Below are 17413 nucleotides of genomic sequence, written 5' to 3'. Positions count from 1 at the left end.
GACCCTTGAGGTACCGTTGATGAACACGTTGATCGAGGTCCGCGACCTCTCGAAAACCTTCACCTTGCACCCGCAAAACAGCGTGGCGCTGAACGTGCTGCGGGGCCTGGATTTCTCGGTGCTCAGTGGAGAATGCCTGGTGCTGCATGGCCAGTCGGGCGCGGGGAAAAGCACGCTGCTGCGCACGCTGTATGGCAACTACTTACCCACGGCGGGCAGCATCCGCGTTCTACACCGGGGGCAATGGCTGGAACTGAGGGGCGCCGAGCCGCGCCAGATCATGGCCGTGCGCCAACACACATTGGGCTACGTCAGCCAGTTCCTGCGGGTTATCCCCCGCGTAGCCACGCTGGACATCGTCATGGAGCCCGCACTGTCCCGAGGCTGGGAGCAGCCCCGGGCCAAGGCCCGGGCAGAAGCGCTGCTGGCCCGCCTGAATATTGCAAAGCCTCTATGGCAACTGGCGCCCGGCACGTTTTCTGGCGGGGAGCAACAGCGGGTCAATATCGCCCGTGGCTTCATGGTGCCGTGGCCGGTGATGCTGCTGGATGAGCCCACCGCGTCCCTGGATGACGCCAACCGCCAGGTGGTGCTGGAGCTGATCAACGAAACCAAGGCTGCCGGCGCCGCCGTGATCGGCATTTTTCATGACCGGCTGGCCCGCGAGGCCGTTGCCGATCGCCATTTGGATATGACCCCCACGCCCTCGACGGCCAAGGAATCATTGCAATGTTGAACGAACAGATTCTGACCAACGCCCGCATTGTCACCGCCGACCGCGTGTTGCTCGGTACCGTGGTACTGCGCGAAGGGGTGATCAGCGAGGTGGAAACCGGTAACAGCCACCTGCCGCAAGCGCAGAACCTGAACGGCGATTACTTGCTGCCGGGCCTGGTGGAACTGCACACCGATAACCTGGAAAAGCACCTGGGCCCGCGCCCCGGCGTGGATTGGCCATCCGCGCCGGCGGTGATGAGCCACGATGCACAGATCATCGCCGCGGGCATCACTACGGTGTTCGACGCGTTGTCCATCGGCGATGTCAACCCCAAAGGCAAACGCATGCAGCAGTTGCCAGGGATGGTCGAGGCCATCGCCCACGCCAACGCCCGCGACATGACTCGCGCCGAGCACCGCCTGCACCTGCGCTGCGAGGTCAGCCACCCGGCCACCCTGAGCGTGTTCCGCGACCTGGTGGAGCAACCGCTGGTGCAGCTGGTGTCGGTGATGGACCATTCGCCGGGCCAGCGCCAGTTCGCGCTGGAGGCCAAGTACCGCGAGTACTACATGGGCAAGTACCACCTGAGCCCGGCGCAGATGGATGCCTTTGTCGTCGAGCAGGTCGCCAACGCCAAAACCTACAGCGACCGCCACCGCCAGGCCATCGTCGGCATCTGCCTGGCGCGCGGCCTTAGCGTCGCCAGCCATGACGACGCGACATTGGCCCATGTGGAGGAATCGGCGGCCTATGGCATGACCATCGCCGAGTTCCCCACCACACTGGAAGCGGCCACGGGCTGCCGGCGCATGGGCATGAGCGTGTTGATGGGCGCGCCGAACATCGTTCGCGGGGGTTCGCACTCCGGTAACGTCGCGGCCGCCCGTTTGGCCACAGAAGGGCTACTGGATATCCTGTCCAGCGACTATTACCCCGCCAGCCTGCTGCAGGCGGCGTTCACGCTGGCCACGCAGTTGGACGAACGCGAGCAGCCTTCGGGCGCGGGGTTGGCCAAAGCGGTGGCGATGGTCAGCGACACGCCGGCCCGTGCGGCGGGCTTGGATGATCGCGGGGCCATCCGTGTCGGCCTGCGCGCCGACCTGGTCCAGGCCCGGACCTTCGGCACGCTGCCAGTGATCCAACAGGTCTGGCGCCAAGCCAAGCGGGTGTTCTGATGGCAGGCAGGTTGATCTACCTCATCGGCCCGTCCGGTTCGGGCAAAGACACGCTGCTGGATGCCGCGCGCGAACCCATGGCCGCGCGCGGTTGTCGGATCGCGCGGAGGGTCATCACCCGCTCGGCAGAGGCCAAGGGCGAGGCCGCGCAAGCGGTCAGCGCCGAGCGGTTTCTGGCGATGCAGGCCCAGGGCGCCTTTGCTCTGAGCTGGCACGCCAATGGCTTGCATTACGGCATCCCCAAGGAGATCGACGCGTGGCTGGCCAGCGGCTACGACGTGCTGGTCAACGGCTCTCGTGGCCACCAGCCGCAGGCGCGGGCGCGTTATCCGACGATGCTGGCGGTGGTGCTGACGGTCGACCAGGCGGTGCTGCGCCAACGCCTGTTGGCGAGGGGGCGGGAACCTGCCGAGGAGATCGAGCAGCGGCTGCGGCGCAACGCACAGTTCGCCACGGCGTTTCAGGCGGCGGACCCCGCACTGTTCCTGCTGGACAACTCTGGCGCGCTGCAGCAGACCCTGGCGCGCCTGCTGCAATGTATCGACCGCGCGCGCGCATGCGCCTGACCCTGCTCGGCACCGGTGACGCCCGCCAGGTGCCAGTGTATGGCTGTGAGTGCCGGGCCTGCCAAGCGGCGCGGCTAGACCCTCGCCGGCGCCGACGGCCGTGTTGCGCGGTGGTAGAAGTAGGCGACCAGCGCTGGTTGATCGACAGCGGTCTGCCTGACCTCACCGAGCGTTTTCCGCCGCGCAGCCTCAGCGGTATCCTCCAGACGCATTACCACGCCGACCACGCGCAGGGCCTGTTGCACCTGCGCTGGGGGCAGGGGCTGGTGATCCCTGTGCACGGCCCGGCCGACGCCGAAGGCCTGGCCGACCTGTACAAGCACCCTGGCATCCTCGACTTCAGCCAACCGTTTGCACCATTCGAAACACGAGCGCTGGGCGCCTTGAGCGTCACGGCGTTGCCACTGCTGCATTCGAAGCCGACCCTGGGGTACCTGCTGGAAGGCGGTGGGCGCCGCGCCGCCTACCTGACCGACACGGTCGGCCTGCCAACCGATACGGCCGTGTACCTGCAGCGCCAGCCGCTGGAGCTGTTGATTCTGGACTGCTCAATGCCGCCGCAAGCGCAGCCGCCACGCAACCACAACGACCTGAACCTGGCATTGCAGATCGTCGAAGCGTTATCCCCGCGCCAAGCCGTGCTGACCCATGTCGGGCATACCCTGGATGCGTGGTTGATGCAGGAGCCGCGGCCGTTGCCGGACCGTGTCATCATCGCGCGGGACGGCCTGGTGCTATAGCGGCGGGGCATTGCAGTGTTTTCCTACAGTATTTTCCCTTTTAATACCCTTGCAAGCCGTGATATCAGAGCAACTCTTGCGCACCACTCGCCGTGGTTCAACCCTACGAACCCTCATGGCCGCCTTTAACAAAACGGACCGACTTTTCGCCTTGCTCACCCCGGTCTCTTTCCCCGGTGTGTTTCCGTTAGACGTGGTGCTGCCTTCGGTCCCGGCCCTGGCCGCCCACTTCGCCGTCACCCCCGAAGCGATCACGGCGAACATCGCGCTATTCCCCATGGTGTACGCAGTGGCCCAATGGCCGGTGGGTAGCGTTGCCGACCGCTACGGCCTGCGCCGGGTGCTGGTGTTGAGGGTCGCCGCCAGTGGCTGCACCAGCCTCGGCGCGGCGTGGGCGGCCAGCTATGGTGCGTTCAACGCCTGGCAGTTATCGCAGGCCATAGGCTGCGCCGTTTTTAGCCTGTTGCGTGCGCTGGTGCAGGCGCATTACCCGGCGCGCGGCACTGCGGATTTGGCTCACCACGCTGGGTGGCGTGTTCATTTCAGTGTCGCCCTTACTGGGCGTGGTACTGCAGGCCTCAGGGCATTGGCAGGCGAGCTTTTGGCCGTACGCCGCGTTGGCGCTGGGTGTCGCCGGCTATGTGCCGTGGGCGCTGCCGCCGCACACCCAGCTACCACAGCCAGCACCGAACGCGGCAGCCTCGACCGTACCCGGTTCGCTTCCGGGGCTGCGAGGGCGGCATTGGCGTTCGGTGTGCACTTCACGTTCATTGTGGTCCCGCCGCTGCTGTTCATCGAGCGTTTTGGCTTGGGTTTATGGGCCTATGGTGGGGTGATGCTGGTGTATGGGGGGATACATGCCGGGCGCCCTATTGGCGATGGTGGCTCAGCCCGCTAGCCAATCATCTTGCGCAACAGGTAAGACATCGCCACCCGCTCGGCCGGGTTGAGGTTGGCCAGGGTCGCCTCGCTGATGTCCAGGGCCAGCGGCACGGTGCGCTCGACCACTTCGCGGCCGGTATCGCTCAGGTGTACGATCACCTTGCGCTTGTCTTGCTTATCGTGGCCAAGAGTGATCAGCTCGCGCGCTTTCAACCGCTCGATGATGCCGCGAATGGTTGCTTGGTCCACTGCGGTGGCGGTCACCAGTTCGGTCAACGAACTGGGGCCACGGTCGCGCACGGCACACAGGGTGATGAACTGCACCGCGGTGAGCTGCGCATCGCCCACCTGCTGCTGGAAAATCGCCAGGTGCCGCTGGTAAGCCTTGCGCAACAGGTGGCCGACCTGTTCAGTGAAATCGTACGGCGTCGAACTCATGCCTATGGGGTCCCTTTACCACGGAGTGCGCCGATGGTATCACGAGGCCACCGAGCCTGTCGGCGCCACCACTTTACCTTCCAGCACCACCGGCTCCTCGTCCAGGTACACGCTGCAATTGCGCAGGGGGATGTCCATGTGGCACGCCGTTTTGCGGGTGCCGCCCACTTCGGTGTTGGGGCCGGTGGAGAACAAGAAGCTACCTTCGAACGCGCGGGCGTCCATGCACATGCCGTCATTGCGGTCGTACAGGCCCATGGCCGTCCATTGCGCGCGCGGTTGCAGGCCCCAGCCGATGTGCGAGATGCCATAGACTTCCGGGTCGTTGAAGTACTTCATGTAGTCGCGCAGGTATTCAGCCTCGAAACCGCCGTGGATGCCGGTGATATAGCCCTTCTCGATTTCCAGGGTGATACGCTCGCGGCAGTAGTTCTTGAACGGCAGCAAGATGTCGCCCACATCCACCACCAACACACCCTCGGCGCTTTGCTCGTTCGGCCAGGAAAACAAGAAACCGCTGGGCCAGTGGTCCCAACGCCCCGGCTCATCGGCGTAACCGTACTCGGTCACCACCGGGTATTCGCCCAGCAACGCCCGGAAGTCGCTGCCGGCAGTGGAACGCACCTGCATCGAGCGCGCCTGCTTCAGGCGTGCCTCAGCCGCCTGCACGCGCTGTTTGTCGGCCTCGGTAGGCAGCATGCGCGCCAGCACCTCCGGCGGCTCTACCGCCAGGAGTATCCGCGTGCCGGTCTTGAGGATCTGCTCCTGCTCAGGCGAGTGCAGCAACATCATGGTGTCGACCACCAAGTCCGCCGCTTCCAGCGCCCGCTGCGCGGCAAGGTTACCGGTCAGGGCGGTGTCACCACAGTAGGCGGTCAGGTCATTACCCATGGCCATGGGCGCATTGAACGAGGGCAGCTCCACCGCGTACACCTTGGCCTTTAGCCGCTGCGCCGCGTCCATGGCCGCTTTTACCGTGCGCGGGTTGGAGTAGTGGCTTTTGAGAATGGCCACGCTCTGGGTGCCATCGACCTTCGACAAACCCAAGACGTGCTCGAACATTTGGGTTAATTCGCTATCACTGACAGGCATCGCAAGGCTCCTTTGAGGCAACGCACGGCCAGAGGGCAATGTGCGTGCGAATGGTGCATATAAATCACGTATACGCTCTTTGTTACTGCGCTAACACTGCGAAATACCTTGCAACCATCGGGCCATCGACAACAAGGCACGCTCATTGCGTGTTTTTTTCCACGTATACCCTATTAATACTCCCAGGAGGCGCCATGCAGCCGCTGGACCAACGGGTAATCAACAGCGCCCTGCAATGGCTCGGCGAGGGCCGCGCCACATGGCTGTGCACCGTGCTCAGCACCTACGGCTCGGCGCCGCGCGGCCCAGGCTCGATGCTTGCCTTCAGCCCCGGCCTGCCCTGCACGGGCTCGTTGTCTGGCGGCTGTGTGGAAGAAGACCTGCTGCAACGCTTGGCGAACCATCCGCTGCCTGAGGTGAGTACGCTGCGCTATGGCGCCGGGGGCATCGCCACTGGGGTCGAATTGCCGTGTGGCGGCAGCCTGGATGTGTTGGTGGAAAGCCTGGGGCCTGCCCACCTGTCGCAACTGCGGCAGATCGCCGCGGCCCTGGGCGGGCGTGAGCGCGTACTGCGCAGCATACTGCCCCATGGGGCGGCGCTGGAGCCCTGCGACCAGCCAGGGCCTACGGTCGAGCGACGCGGCCAGGAGATACTGATTCGCCTGGGCCCGGTGCAACGTTTGCTGGTCGCCGGGCTTTCGCCGGTGGCGCAGTACTGCGCCGAATTCGCCCAGGCGCTGGATTTTGACGTGGTGGTGTGTGACCCGCGCGAAGGCGCGTTCGAACGCTTCGCCCCTGCCGGCGTCACCTGCCTGGCGCAATTGCCGGCCCGCTATATCGCCGCCGGCCATTGCCATGCACACACCGCCATCGTCGCGCTCACTCACGACCCTCGGCTCGATGACCTCACCCTAATGGAAGCGGTACGCTCGCCAGCCTTTTATATCGGTGCCATGGGCTCTACGCGCACCAGTGAAAGACGTTTCGAGCGCCTGCGCCGCAGCGGCGGCTTGGATGCCGCGGCGCTGGCGCGGGTGCATGCCCCCATCGGCCTAAAGCTGGGCAGCAAAACCCCGGCGCACATCGCCCTCGCGGTGCTGGCCGACATCGTGCGGGTGGCCAACGGTGTGCCGCGTGAGCAGTTGTAATGGCGCACCGCGTTGGCACAAACCAACCGCCCAAAGCGCCTAAATGGTGCACTTTAGTAGCGTATACACTGTATATGTTTCATTTAGAAACGCCATGGTCCCGCTGCTTTACGCCGCTTGGTTTCCGAAAAACCACTCGCGATTCGGGCTTTTCTAAGATCAACATCGCAAACGGGAATAAATAGTGCATACGCTATTTATAAAGGCACCCCGCCCACCTATGGGAGAACAAATAGATGAGCAAGCAACCCCGAATCGCCGTGATCGGCGCCGGCCTTGGCGGCGCGGCCGCCGCTGCCCTACTGCAAAAAAGTGGCTTCACCGTCGACGTGTATGAGCAGGCGCCCGGGTTCTCGCGGCTGGGCGCGGGCATCCATATGGGCCCCAATGCCATGAAAATCTTCCGCCAGATCGGCATCGAGCAGCCGCTCGAAGCGATGGGCTCACACCCGGATTACTGGTTCAGCCGCGACCAAGACGGTGAGTACCTTTCGCGCATTGCGCTGGGCGCACACGCCCGCCAGGAGTACGGCGCCGCCTACATCACCGTGCATCGCGGCGATTTACACGCACTGCAGATGCAGGCCATCGCCCCTGGCTCGGTGCAGTTCAGCAAGCAACTGGCCAGCCTTGAAGACACCGGCGATGAAGTGCGCATGACCTTCACCGATGGCAGCGTGGCCAGCGCCGATATCATCGTTGGCGCCGACGGCATCAACTCCCAGGTACGCGAGCACCTGCTCGGCTTCGAAGCCCCCACCTACAGCGGCTGGGTCGGGCACCGCGCACTGATCCCCGGGCACAAGCTCAAGGCCTTCGACCTGGACTTCGAGGCCTGCGTGAAATGGTGGTCGGCCGACCGCCACCTGATGGTCTACTACACCACCGGCAAGCGCGATGAGTATTACTTCGTCAGCGGCGTGCCACAAGCCGAATGGGAAGGCGGCGCCGCCAGTTTTATCGACAGCAGCCAAGCCGAAATGTACGAGGCCTTCAAAGGCTACCACCCCACCGTACAGGCACTGGTGGCCAGTGCCGAAACGATCACCAAGTGGCCACTGCTCAACCGCCAGCCGCTGCCGCTGTGGAGCCGTGGGCGCATGGTATTGCTGGGCGATGCCTGCCACCCGATGAAACCGCACATGGCCCAAGGCGCGGCCATGGCGATCGAAGACGGCGCCATGCTGGCACGCTGCCTCGAAGCAACCGGGTTGGGCGATTACCCCACCGCCTTCGGCCTGTATGAAGCCAACCGCCGCGAGCGCGCTTCGCAAGTGCAGGCGGTGTCCAATGCCAACACCTGGCTGCGCACCCAGGAAGACCCGGCGTGGGTGTTCGGTTACGACCTTTATGGCCAGGACTTGAAAACGGAGAGCGCAGCATGAGCACCTACTTGTATGGTGGCCAAGTGAATGCCAACGGCATTCGCCAACATTACCTGCGCTACGGCGGCCGAGGCCCGGTGCTGCTGCTGATCCCCGGCATTACCAGCCCGGCCATCACCTGGGGCTTCGTCGCCGAACGCCTCGGCGAACGCTATGACGTTTACGTGCTCGACGCCCGCGGCCGGGGGTTGTCCAGCACTGGGCCGCAGCTGGATTACGGCACCGACGCCTGCGCCGACGACATCCCTGCCTTCGCCGCCGCCCTGGGGCTTAGCCCGTACCACCTGCTCGGCCATTCGATGGGCGCCCGCTTCGCCGTGCGCGCGGCCACCCGCCACCCTGAGGCACCGATCGGCAAACTGGTGCTGGTCGACCCGCCGGTATCTGGCCCGGGGCGGCGTGAATACCCCGGCAAACTGCCATGGTACATGGATTCGATCGCCGAATCGCTCAACGGCATGGATGCCGAAGCCATGCGCCAATACTGCGCCACCTGGACCCTCGAGCAACGCCAATTGCGGGCCGAGTGGCTGCCCACCTGCTACGCCCCGGCGATCCGTAAAGCCTATGACGACTTCCACGAGGTGGACATTCACCAGGATTTCCCCCGCTTGCCGCAACCGGCGCTGCTGATGGTAGCGGGCAAAGGCGGCGTGATCGGCGCCGAAGACGAAGCTGAGCTCGCCGCGCTCAAGCCGGGCATCGACATCCGCCGGGTGGCCGCGGCCGGGCACATGATCCCCTGGGACGACTTCGATGGTTTCTTCACCGCCCTGGGCGATTTTCTCGACACCCCTTGAAGGGAGCTATGCATGAACACCCTCTATCGCATCGGCCAGATCGTGCCCAGTTCCAACACCACCATGGAAACCGAAATCCCGGCCATGCTCACCGCGCGGCAGTTGATTCGCCCAGAGCGCTTCACCTTCCACTCGGCGCGCATGCGCATGAAACACGTGAAAAAAGAAGAACTGGCGGCGATGGACGCCGAGTCCGACCGCTGTGCCGCGGAACTGTCCGACGCCCGCGTCGATGTGTTGGGCTATGCCTGCTTGGTGGCGATCATGGCCATGGGCCGGGGTTACCACCGCGAATCCCAGGCGCGGCTGGCCCAGGTTACCCGCGACAACGATGGCCCCGCCCCGGTGATCACCAGTGCCGGCGCCTTGGTCGATGGGCTCAAGGTGCTCGGGGCGCGGCGCATTGCCCTGGTGGCACCGTACATGAAGCCGCTGACGGAACTGGTAGTGGACTACATCGAGCACGAGGGTATCGAGGTGAAGGTGTGGCACGCACTGGAGATCCCCGACAACCTCGCCGTGGCACGCCACGACCCAGCGAACCTGCCGGGCATCGTCGCCGAGCTAGACCTGGAAGGCGTGGATGCCATCGTGCTCTCAGCCTGCGTGCAAATGCCGTCACTGGGCGCGGTCGCCAAGGTCGAGGCACAAACCGGCAAGCCGGTGCTCACCGCCGCCATCGCGACGACCTACGCCATGCTCAAGGCACTGGGCCTGGAGCCTATCGTGCCGGGTGCCGGCGCCCTGCTCTCCGGAGCGTACTGAACGAGGGCCCTGCCATGAGCAGCGCACACAGCAACTACCAAGGTGTATGGGGCAACCGTATCGGCTTCGGCCAGCGCGGCGCCCTGTTGATGATCGACTTCATGCAAGGTTACACCCAGCCCGGCGCACCGCTGTACGCCCCCGGGGTGGTCAGCGCCGTCGCAGAAAGCCCGGCGTTGCTGGCGGCGGCCCGCGCCGCCGGTGTGCCGGTGATCCACACCAATATTCGTTATACCCCTGGGCACTTTGCCGACGGCGGCATGTGGGTAAAGAAAGCCCCGGTGATGAAGGACATGGTCGAAGGTAACCCGCTGGCGGCGTTCTGCGAGGCCGTATTGCCAGAATCGGGTGAGGTGGTGATCAGCAAGCAATATGCCAGCGCGTTCTTCGGCACCAGCCTGGCGCCGATGCTGGTGGGCCTTGGCGTGGATACGCTGGTGCTGGCTGGTTGCTCCACCAGCGGTTGCGTACGCGCCACCGCCGTGGACGCGGTGCAGCATGGTTTTCGCTGCATGGTAGTACGCGAATGCGTCGGTGACCGCCACCCCGAACCTCACGAGGCGAACCTGTTCGACATCGACAGTAAATACGGTGACGTGGTGAGCAAGCAGGAGGCCCTGGCGTGGTTCGCCAGCCGTTGAACACCGGGCCGCCCTAGGTGGCCCGCACACAAAAAAAAGCACCGTTCCCCCTGCCTTTTTAACGCCTTGCGCCGCGCCACGTGCTCGGCCGTTCGTGGAGAATCAACATGCCCCTGTCTAACGTGCAGGCCGCCGTGCTACCGGCTGCCGATTCGATCGACGCCGCCTACCGCAAGGTGATCTGGCGGCTGATTCCTTTTTTATGCTTTTGCTACCTGGCCTCTTACCTCGATCGCATCAACGTAGGCTTTGCCAAATTGCAAATGCTCGACCACTTGCACCTGTCCGAAACCGCTTACGGCCTGGGGGCCGGGCTGTTCTTCGTGGGGTACATTCTGTTTGAAGTGCCGAGCAACCTGGTGCTGGAAAAAGTCGGCGCGCGCCTGTGGATCGCGCGGATCATGATCAGTTGGGGGCTACTGTCAGGGCTAACGATGTTCGTGACCCAGCAATGGCAGTTCCACACCCTGCGGTTCTTGCTCGGGGCCGCCGAAGCGGGCTTCCTGCCCGGCGTGCTCTACTACCTGTCCCAGTGGTTCCCTTCCTGGCGGCGCAGCCGCATCATCGCCCTGTTCATGATCGGCCTGCCGTTGTCGAGCCTGGTCGGCAGCCCGATTTCCGGCTGGATCATGGGGCACTTCAACGGGGCGTCAGGCTTGGCCGGTTGGCAGTGGCTGTTTTTACTCGAAGCGGTGCCTACGGTGGTTTTGGGCTTTGTGTGCATTGCGGTGCTGCCAGACAACATCGGCAAGGCGCCCTGGCTGAGCGCGGATGAAAAACAGCGCCTGCAAGGCATTCTGGCCGATGACGAACAGCAAAACCCCGGCGGCCATTCGTTTCGCGACGGTTTTTTCGACATCCGGGTGTGGATGCTCGGCGGTATCGATTTCTCGATCTTGCTCAGCGCTTATGCCATGGGCTTTTGGCTACCCACGTTTATCCGCAACGCGGGCGTGAACGACCCGCAGCAAATTGGGTTGCTGGTGGCGTTGCCGAGCCTCGCCGGGCTGGTAGGCATGCTCGCCATCGGTGCCAGCTCCGACAAACACCGCGAACGCCGTTGGCACATCGTGGTGCCGTTCCTGGTGGGGGCGGCGGCCATGTTTTTAAGCACCTTCGTGACCCACAACGTGGCCATGACCGTGCTGTTGTTTTCCCTGGCCTCGCTGGCCATCATTGGCGCGGTGCCGGTGTTTTTCAGCCTGCCGGCGACCTTCCTCAAAGGCACGGCGGCCGCGACCGGCTTCGCCTTGGCGTGTTCGGTGGCAAACATTGCGGGGCTGGTGAGCAATTCATTGATGGGGGTGGTCATGGACCACTTCCACAGCCCGCAAATCGCGCTGTGGATCTTCGCCGGCTGCCTGTTGCTCAGTTGCTTGTTGGTGCTGGGGCTGCCGGCCAAGACGGTCAATCGATAAGCCGCTTCAAGCGGCGAGCCGCCAGTGGAACCTGCTGGCTCGCTGGCGGCTCGCGGCGTTCAACGCGCAGCGCGTGTTCACGCCGCGGGCTTGAGCAGCACCTTCGTCCAGCCCTCGTCTCGTGCATCGAAGTGCTGGTAGGCCTCCGGCCCCTTGGCCAGGGCCAACCGATGGGAAACGATCTGCGACGGGTTCGCCCGACCATGGTGAATCAACTGGGCCAACTGGCGGTTATAGGCCTTGACGTTGGCCTGGCCGGTGCGGATGGTCTGCCCCTTGAACCAGAAGGCACCGAAGTCGAAGGCCATCTTCCCTTCTTTAGCCAGCTCCGACTGTGCACCTGGGTCTTGCGGCACGAACACCCCGACCACCCCAATGCCACCCGTGGCCTTGGTCGACGCCACCAGGTTGTTCATGGTCAGGTGGTTATGCTCGTGGCCATGGCGGTCACAGCATTGATAACCCACGCATTCACAGCCGCGGTCGGTGCCCCGGCCATCGGTGTGGTTGAGAATCTGGTCGACCGCATCCCCCTCGACCGAGCTGATGGCGGTAGCGCCCATGCGCCGGGCGAGCGCCAAGCGGTCGGGGTGGTTATCGACCACGAAAACTTGCGCGGCGCCACGAATGATCGCCGAGTGGGCCGCCATCAGCCCGACAGGCCCTGCGCCGTATATGGCGATGCTCTCTCCGGGAACCAGGCCGGCCAACTCGGTGGCATGCCAACCGGTGGGGAAGATATCCGAGAGCATTACGTAGTCGTCTTCCTTCTCGGCGGCATCTTCGGGCAGCACCAGGCAATTGAAGTCGGCGAAGGGTACGCGCAGCATTTCAGCCTGGCCACCCTGGTAGGGGCCCATTTCGGCAAAGCCGTAAGCGGCACCCGCCGAACCTGGGTTAGCGGTTAAGCAAAAGCCGGTGAGGCCTTTTTCGCAGTTTTCACAAAACCCGCAGCCGATGTTGAACGGCAGGCACACCTGGTCGCCGACTTTCACCCGTTCCACGCCGGCACCGACAGCGATCACCTCGCCGAGGTTTTCGTGGCCGAACACCCGGCCGGTCTCGAAACTGGTGCGGCCCTCGTACATATGGAGGTCTGAACCGCAAATATTGGTGGTGGTGATGCGCACCAGCGCATCGGTGGGTTTTTCGATCTTGGCATCCGGCACGTTTTGCACACTTACGTCACGTGGGCCGTTGTAGACGATAGCTTTCATGCACGTTCTCCCAGTGGGGCGCCTTCAAAACAGGGCGCACTGAAAAAGTGGAGCGTGCCTGTTGCCGACCCGTTCACTGGAATCGGCCGAGCCGTTGACGGGTGGTCATACTGGTGACGCCCATCGGCGGCACGGCTATTTAACTTGAACGATCGGCCCAGCGCCGGCCTCGAACCTGCACCCTACCCCCAGGAGATCCGCCGTGGCCAAACCTGAAGCCCCCGCCCGCGACAGCACCGGTAAACCGGTGGACGTGAACCGCCGCAACCCCCGTACCGAACAGGTCGATGAAGTGATCCCCCCCACGTCGATCAAGCGTAAAGAACAAGATGCCGAAACACTGGAGCGGCGCGACGAAACTGTTGAACGCAAACTATGACGCCCAGGCGCCGTCTGCCACAATGGCCGCCTGACCGAACTGACCGAGCGCTACCATGCACATGACCGCCGCCCTGCTGATGGGCAACCCGTGCGACGAAGAAGAAGACAACCTGGCCCTGCTCGCCTGCCAAGGCACGGACGGCCGGATGTTTTTGATGTCGCGCTACCCTGGGGAGGCTGAAATCGACATGGCTTTCGATGAAGACGAGCCGGTGGGCGTGCGCGATATCAAGGTTATGCTGGCCGCCGGCACCCTGGAGGTGGCGGTCGCCGCGGCCGATGCCGACCTGTTCGGCGGTGACATGCTGTTGCACATCACCCACCAGAGCGATGCCAGCGACTTGGCCGACCTGGAGGCCGCGTTGCGGGTGATCCTCGACGGCACGGGTACCCTGGTTCGCGGCTGAATCAGCCAATGGCCTCCTTGATGAACGCCGGGGCGATGTAACGCTCGTAATGCGCCTCGGAGAGCAGGAAGAATTCCCGGTCGATGGCATCGCGCAGCGCTGGCAAGTCCCACTCGCGAAACTCCGGCAACAGCACGATGCCATAGGCGTCCAGCTGATTGATCAGCCGGGCCCCGCGGGCAATCAATTGATACGCCCAGGTGTAGGGCGACTGGTGCGCGACGAAACGAATCTGCCGCTGCTGCAATTGCTGGCGCAGCAACCCGGCATCGAACACATCGAGCTTGGCCTGCACCACCTGCACCAACAAGCATTCCAGGCGCAACCACACCAGGCGCTTTTGCTCCTCGTCGTAACCATTCCAGTTCACCACCTCATGATGGAAGCGCTTGCAGCCGCGGCACACCAAGTCGCCGTAGACGGTGGAACAGAGGCCGACGCAAGGCGTCTTGATCGACTGGTTGGGCATTGCGTGAACACTTTGAAGCCTGCAGAAGGGGTGCATGTTAGCCCTATGTCTAATGGGTTTCACCCCTGGAGTTGTAGGGCTTAACTTACCTTTCTCGCAAAAGTAACGTAGAATCCTAGCGCCCCGAGTGTGCGACACAACGCCACACCTGCTGGCAACCATATCCGTTGGAAGCTGTTTTCAAAGCGTCACGAGCACAGTCGATCCACAGAACGGCTCTGGTACGCGGCTTTTAGCCTTAGCCGCGTACCCGCCCTCATCAGCGCAACGTTCTGCGGCGTAAAACTTTGAAAGCAGCTTCCGTATGGAGTGCCATCCCCCTGGCCGACCGGCCCATGACGCCGTGGTGTGCAGAGGGTGGTATTTCACTGGATGAGCGTCCCCCGGGACCACTGATGAGGGTAAAACTGTGCTTGAAGCCTACCGTAAACACGTCGAAGAGCGGGCCGCGCTGGGAATCGTTCCCCAGCCATTAAACGCCGAACAAACCGCTGGCCTGGTCGAACTGCTGAAAACCCCGCCCGCCGGCGAAGAAGCCTTTCTTCTGGAACTGATCACCGATCGGGTTCCGCCAGGCGTCGACGAAGCCGCCTACGTCAAGGCCGGGTTCCTGTCCGCCCTGGCCAAGGGCGAGGCGAGCTCTCCCCTGATCGACCGCAAGCGCGCCACCGAACTGCTGGGCACCATGCAGGGCGGCTACAACATCGCCACCCTGGTCGAATTGCTCGATGACGCGGAACTCGCCGGCGTCGCCGCCGAACAACTCAAGCACACCCTGCTGATGTTCGATGCCTTCCACGATGTGGCCGAAAAAGCCAAGGCCGGCAACGCCGCAGCCAAGGCGGTGCTGGAATCCTGGGCTGCCGGCGAGTGGTTCACCAAGCGCCCGGCGATTGCCGAGAAATACAGCCTGACCGTCTTCAAGGTGCCGGGCGAAACCAACACCGACGACCTCTCGCCTGCCCCCGATGCCTGGTCGCGGCCGGACATTCCGCTGCACGCCCTGGCCATGTTGAAGATGGCGCGCGATGGCATCGACCCCGATCAGCCCGGCAGCGTTGGCCCACTCAAGCAAATCGAAGCGGTCAAGGCCAAGGGCTTCCCGGTGGCCTATGTTGGCGACGTAGTCGGTACCGGCTCGTCGCGTAAATCGGCCACTAACTCGGTGCTGTGGTTCTTCGGCGACGACATCCCCTACGTGCCGAACAAACGCGCCGGCGGCTTCTGCTTCGGCACCAAGATCGCACCGATTTTCTACAACACCATGGAAGACGCCGGCGCCCTGCCGATCGAGTTCGACGTGTCGAACCTCGAAATGGGCGATGTGATCGACGTTTACCCGCTGGCCGGCAAGGTGTGCAAGCACGGCACCGATGAAGTGATCACCACCTTCGAGCTGAAAACCCCCGTGTTGCTCGACGAAGTGCGCGCCGGCGGCCGTATCCCGCTGATCGTCGGCCGTGGCCTGACCGACAAGGCCCGTGCCGAATTGGGCCTGGGCCCAGCCAACCTGTTCAAGCTGCCCGAGGCCCCGGTCGACACCGGCAAGGGCTATACGCTGGCGCAGAAAATGGTGGGCAAGGCCTGCGGCGTCGATGGCGTGCGCCCCGGCACCTACTGCGAGCCGAAGATGACCACCGTCGGTTCCCAGGACACCACCGGCCCGATGACCCGCGACGAGCTCAAAGACCTCGCCTGCTTGGGCTTCTCGGCAGACCTGGTAATGCAATCGTTCTGCCACACCGCGGCGTATCCCAAGCCGATCGACGTGACCACCCACCACACCCTGCCAGACTTCATCCGCACCCGTGGCGGCGTGTCGTTGCGCCCGGGCGATGGCATCATCCACAGCTGGCTGAACCGCATGCTGCTGCCCGACACCGTGGGCACCGGCGGCGACTCCCACACCCGCTTCCCGATCGGTATCTCGTTCCCGGCAGGCTCCGGCCTGGTGGCCTTTGCCGCCGCCACCGGGGTGATGCCACTGGACATGCCCGAATCGGTACTGGTGCGCTTCAAGGGCAAATTGCAACCGGGCATCACCCTGCGTGACCTGGTCCATGCGATCCCTTACTTCGCCATCCAGAAGGGCCTGCTGACCGTCGAGAAAAAAGGCAAGAAGAACATCTTCTCCGGCCGCATCCTCGAAATCGAAGGCCTCGACGCGTTGACCGTCGAGCAAGCCTTCGAGCTGTCCGATGCTTCGGCTGAGCGCTCGGCCGCCGGTTGCACCATCAAGCTGCCGGAAAAAGCCATTGCCGAGTACTTGCGCTCGAACGTTACCCTGCTGCGCTGGATGATCAGCGAAGGCTACGGCGATGCCCGCACCCTGGAGCGCCGCGCCCAAGCGATGGAAGCCTGGCTGGCCAACCCGCAACTGCTAAGCGCCGATGCCGACGCCGAATACGCCGAAATCATCGAAATCGACCTGGCCACCGTCACTGAACCGGTGCTGTGCGCACCGAACGACCCGGACGACGCGCGCCTGCTGTCCACCGTGGCCGGCGACAAGATCGACGAAGTGTTCATTGGCTCGTGCATGACCAACATCGGCCACTTCCGCGCCGCGGGCAAGCTACTCGATAAGGTCAAGGGCGCCATCCCGACCCGCCTGTGGCTGTCACCGCCCACCAAGATGGACCAGCATCAGCTCACCGAGGAAGGCTATTACGGCATCTACGGCAAGGCCGGCGCACGCATGGAAATGCCGGGCTGCTCGTTGTGCATGGGTAACCAGGCACGAGTAGCGCCCAACGCCACCGTGGTGTCTACCTCAACCCGTAACTTCCCCAACCGCCTGGGCGACGGTGCCAACGTATACCTCGCCTCCGCCGAATTGGCCGCCGTCGCGTCGATCATCGGCAGGCTGCCCACGGTCGGGGAGTACATGGAGTACGCGAAGAATATCGATAGCATGGCTGCCGATGTTTATCGCTACCTGAGCTTCGACCAGATAGCCGACTTCCGCAATGCGGCGGCTAACGCGAAGATCCCGGTGGTAGAAGCGTAAGCTTTATTGCGCGGTAGCAAAAAACCCGCCTGCAGGCCAAGGGACTGCTGGCGGGTTTTTTGTGTGCGGGCGCCTATTTTCCTTCAACGCAGACCCTGCTGCCTCGCGCGAAGCTCGCCTAGCTATATCGGTATCAATAGGCACAAACGCCTGCTCGCTAT

The 17413-nt window shown here is 63.6% G+C and carries 18 protein-coding genes; 14 read left to right on the top strand and 4 right to left on the bottom strand.

Annotation, left to right across the window (positions count from 1 at the left end; genetic code table 11):
• The first annotated feature begins 19 nt into the window (after positions 1 to 19).
• The 5 genes from phnL to HAQ05_RS09260 all read left to right on the top strand — a co-directional run bounded on the left by phnL (position 20) and on the right by HAQ05_RS09260 (position 4097).
• Positions 20 to 736 (top strand): phosphonate C-P lyase system protein PhnL, encoded by a 717-nt coding sequence (phnL, locus tag HAQ05_RS09280; protein ID WP_190419685.1) that lies wholly within the window; start codon positions 20 to 22, stop codon positions 734 to 736.
• The gene (locus HAQ05_RS09275) at positions 730 to 1893 is read left to right on the top strand and encodes an alpha-D-ribose 1-methylphosphonate 5-triphosphate diphosphatase (protein WP_190419683.1); all 1164 of its coding nucleotides are present in this window, start codon (positions 730 to 732) and stop codon (positions 1891 to 1893) included. Before phnL ends, HAQ05_RS09275 begins: the two co-directional genes overlap by 7 nt.
• On the top strand, positions 1893 to 2459 hold the full coding sequence (gene phnN / locus HAQ05_RS09270) for a phosphonate metabolism protein/1,5-bisphosphokinase (PRPP-forming) PhnN (RefSeq protein ID WP_190419681.1): 567 nt from the start codon (positions 1893 to 1895) through the stop codon (positions 2457 to 2459). Before HAQ05_RS09275 ends, phnN begins: the two co-directional genes overlap by 1 nt.
• Positions 2450 to 3199, top strand: coding sequence for a phosphonate metabolism protein PhnP (phnP, locus tag HAQ05_RS09265; protein ID WP_190419679.1), 750 nt, complete (start codon positions 2450 to 2452; stop codon positions 3197 to 3199). Before phnN ends, phnP begins: the two co-directional genes overlap by 10 nt.
• Before the next feature lie 115 nt (positions 3200 to 3314).
• Positions 3315 to 4097 (top strand): MFS transporter, encoded by a 783-nt coding sequence (locus HAQ05_RS09260; RefSeq protein ID WP_190419678.1) that lies wholly within the window; start codon positions 3315 to 3317, stop codon positions 4095 to 4097.
• Here the strand turns inward: HAQ05_RS09260 and HAQ05_RS09255 are convergent.
• Together HAQ05_RS09255 and HAQ05_RS09250 are read right to left on the bottom strand one after the other, a co-directional pair.
• Complete coding sequence (locus HAQ05_RS09255; RefSeq protein WP_190419676.1) at positions 4094 to 4519, bottom strand: MarR family winged helix-turn-helix transcriptional regulator; 426 nt, start codon at positions 4517 to 4519, stop codon at positions 4094 to 4096. The genes HAQ05_RS09260 and HAQ05_RS09255 overlap by 4 nt on opposite strands.
• A 39-nt stretch (positions 4520 to 4558) precedes the next feature.
• A complete protein-coding gene (locus tag HAQ05_RS09250; RefSeq protein WP_190419674.1) occupies positions 4559 to 5611 on the bottom strand; it encodes a 2,5-dihydroxypyridine 5,6-dioxygenase in 1053 nt (350 codons plus the stop codon).
• A 194-nt stretch (positions 5612 to 5805) separates the two neighbouring features.
• On the opposite strand from HAQ05_RS09250, the gene HAQ05_RS09245 reads away from it, so the two are divergent.
• The 6 genes from HAQ05_RS09245 (at position 5806) to HAQ05_RS09220 (ending at position 11768) form a co-directional block, all read left to right on the top strand.
• Positions 5806 to 6759: an XdhC family protein gene (locus HAQ05_RS09245; RefSeq protein ID WP_190419672.1), complete on the top strand. Its 954-nt coding sequence runs from the start codon at positions 5806 to 5808 to the stop codon at positions 6757 to 6759.
• Between the two features lie 236 nt (positions 6760 to 6995).
• Entirely contained in the window at positions 6996 to 8144 is a 1149-nt protein-coding gene (locus HAQ05_RS09240; RefSeq protein WP_190419670.1) for an FAD-dependent monooxygenase, read from the top strand.
• Positions 8141 to 8944, top strand: a complete 804-nt coding sequence (locus tag HAQ05_RS09235; protein WP_190419668.1) for an alpha/beta fold hydrolase — start codon at positions 8141 to 8143, stop codon at positions 8942 to 8944. The genes HAQ05_RS09240 and HAQ05_RS09235 overlap by 4 nt, the downstream gene beginning before the upstream one ends.
• 12 nt (positions 8945 to 8956) lie before the next feature.
• On the top strand, positions 8957 to 9709 hold the full coding sequence (locus HAQ05_RS09230) for a maleate cis-trans isomerase family protein (protein ID WP_202988053.1): 753 nt from the start codon (positions 8957 to 8959) through the stop codon (positions 9707 to 9709).
• 14 nt (positions 9710 to 9723) lie between these two features.
• The gene (locus tag HAQ05_RS09225; protein ID WP_190419666.1) at positions 9724 to 10350 is read left to right on the top strand and encodes an N-carbamoylsarcosine amidohydrolase; all 627 of its coding nucleotides are present in this window, start codon (positions 9724 to 9726) and stop codon (positions 10348 to 10350) included.
• Positions 10351 to 10457: 107 nt separating this feature from the next.
• Entirely contained in the window at positions 10458 to 11768 is a 1311-nt protein-coding gene (locus HAQ05_RS09220; RefSeq protein ID WP_190419664.1) for an MFS transporter, read from the top strand.
• A 77-nt stretch (positions 11769 to 11845) separates the two neighbouring features.
• On the opposite strand, the gene HAQ05_RS09215 is transcribed toward HAQ05_RS09220, so the two are convergent.
• Positions 11846 to 12985 (bottom strand): glutathione-independent formaldehyde dehydrogenase, encoded by a 1140-nt coding sequence (locus HAQ05_RS09215; protein ID WP_190419662.1) that lies wholly within the window; start codon positions 12983 to 12985, stop codon positions 11846 to 11848.
• Between the two features lie 202 nt (positions 12986 to 13187).
• Here HAQ05_RS09215 and HAQ05_RS09210 point away from each other — a divergent pair, with 202 nt between their 5' ends.
• Together HAQ05_RS09210 and HAQ05_RS09205 are read left to right on the top strand one after the other, a co-directional pair.
• Positions 13188 to 13364: a hypothetical protein gene (locus HAQ05_RS09210; protein ID WP_338050166.1), complete on the top strand. Its 177-nt coding sequence runs from the start codon at positions 13188 to 13190 to the stop codon at positions 13362 to 13364.
• Between the two features lie 55 nt (positions 13365 to 13419).
• Complete coding sequence (locus tag HAQ05_RS09205; RefSeq protein ID WP_190419660.1) at positions 13420 to 13773, top strand: hypothetical protein; 354 nt, start codon at positions 13420 to 13422, stop codon at positions 13771 to 13773.
• Between the two features lies 1 nt (position 13774).
• Here HAQ05_RS09205 and HAQ05_RS09200 read toward each other — a convergent pair whose 3' ends face one another.
• Entirely contained in the window at positions 13775 to 14242 is a 468-nt protein-coding gene (locus HAQ05_RS09200) for a DUF1289 domain-containing protein (protein ID WP_190419658.1), read from the bottom strand.
• A 409-nt stretch (positions 14243 to 14651) separates the two neighbouring features.
• Here HAQ05_RS09200 and acnB point away from each other — a divergent pair, with 409 nt between their 5' ends.
• Entirely contained in the window at positions 14652 to 17252 is a 2601-nt protein-coding gene (acnB, locus tag HAQ05_RS09195; protein ID WP_190419656.1) for a bifunctional aconitate hydratase 2/2-methylisocitrate dehydratase, read from the top strand.
• The last annotated feature ends 161 nt before the right edge of the window (positions 17253 to 17413 follow it).

Source organism: Pseudomonas typographi, from assembly GCF_014694385.1.
Taxonomy (GTDB): Bacteria; Pseudomonadota; Gammaproteobacteria; order Pseudomonadales; family Pseudomonadaceae; genus Aquipseudomonas; species Aquipseudomonas typographi.
The sequence above is the reverse complement of the archived record's forward strand: the minus strand, read 5'-3'. Positions and strand labels throughout refer to the sequence as shown.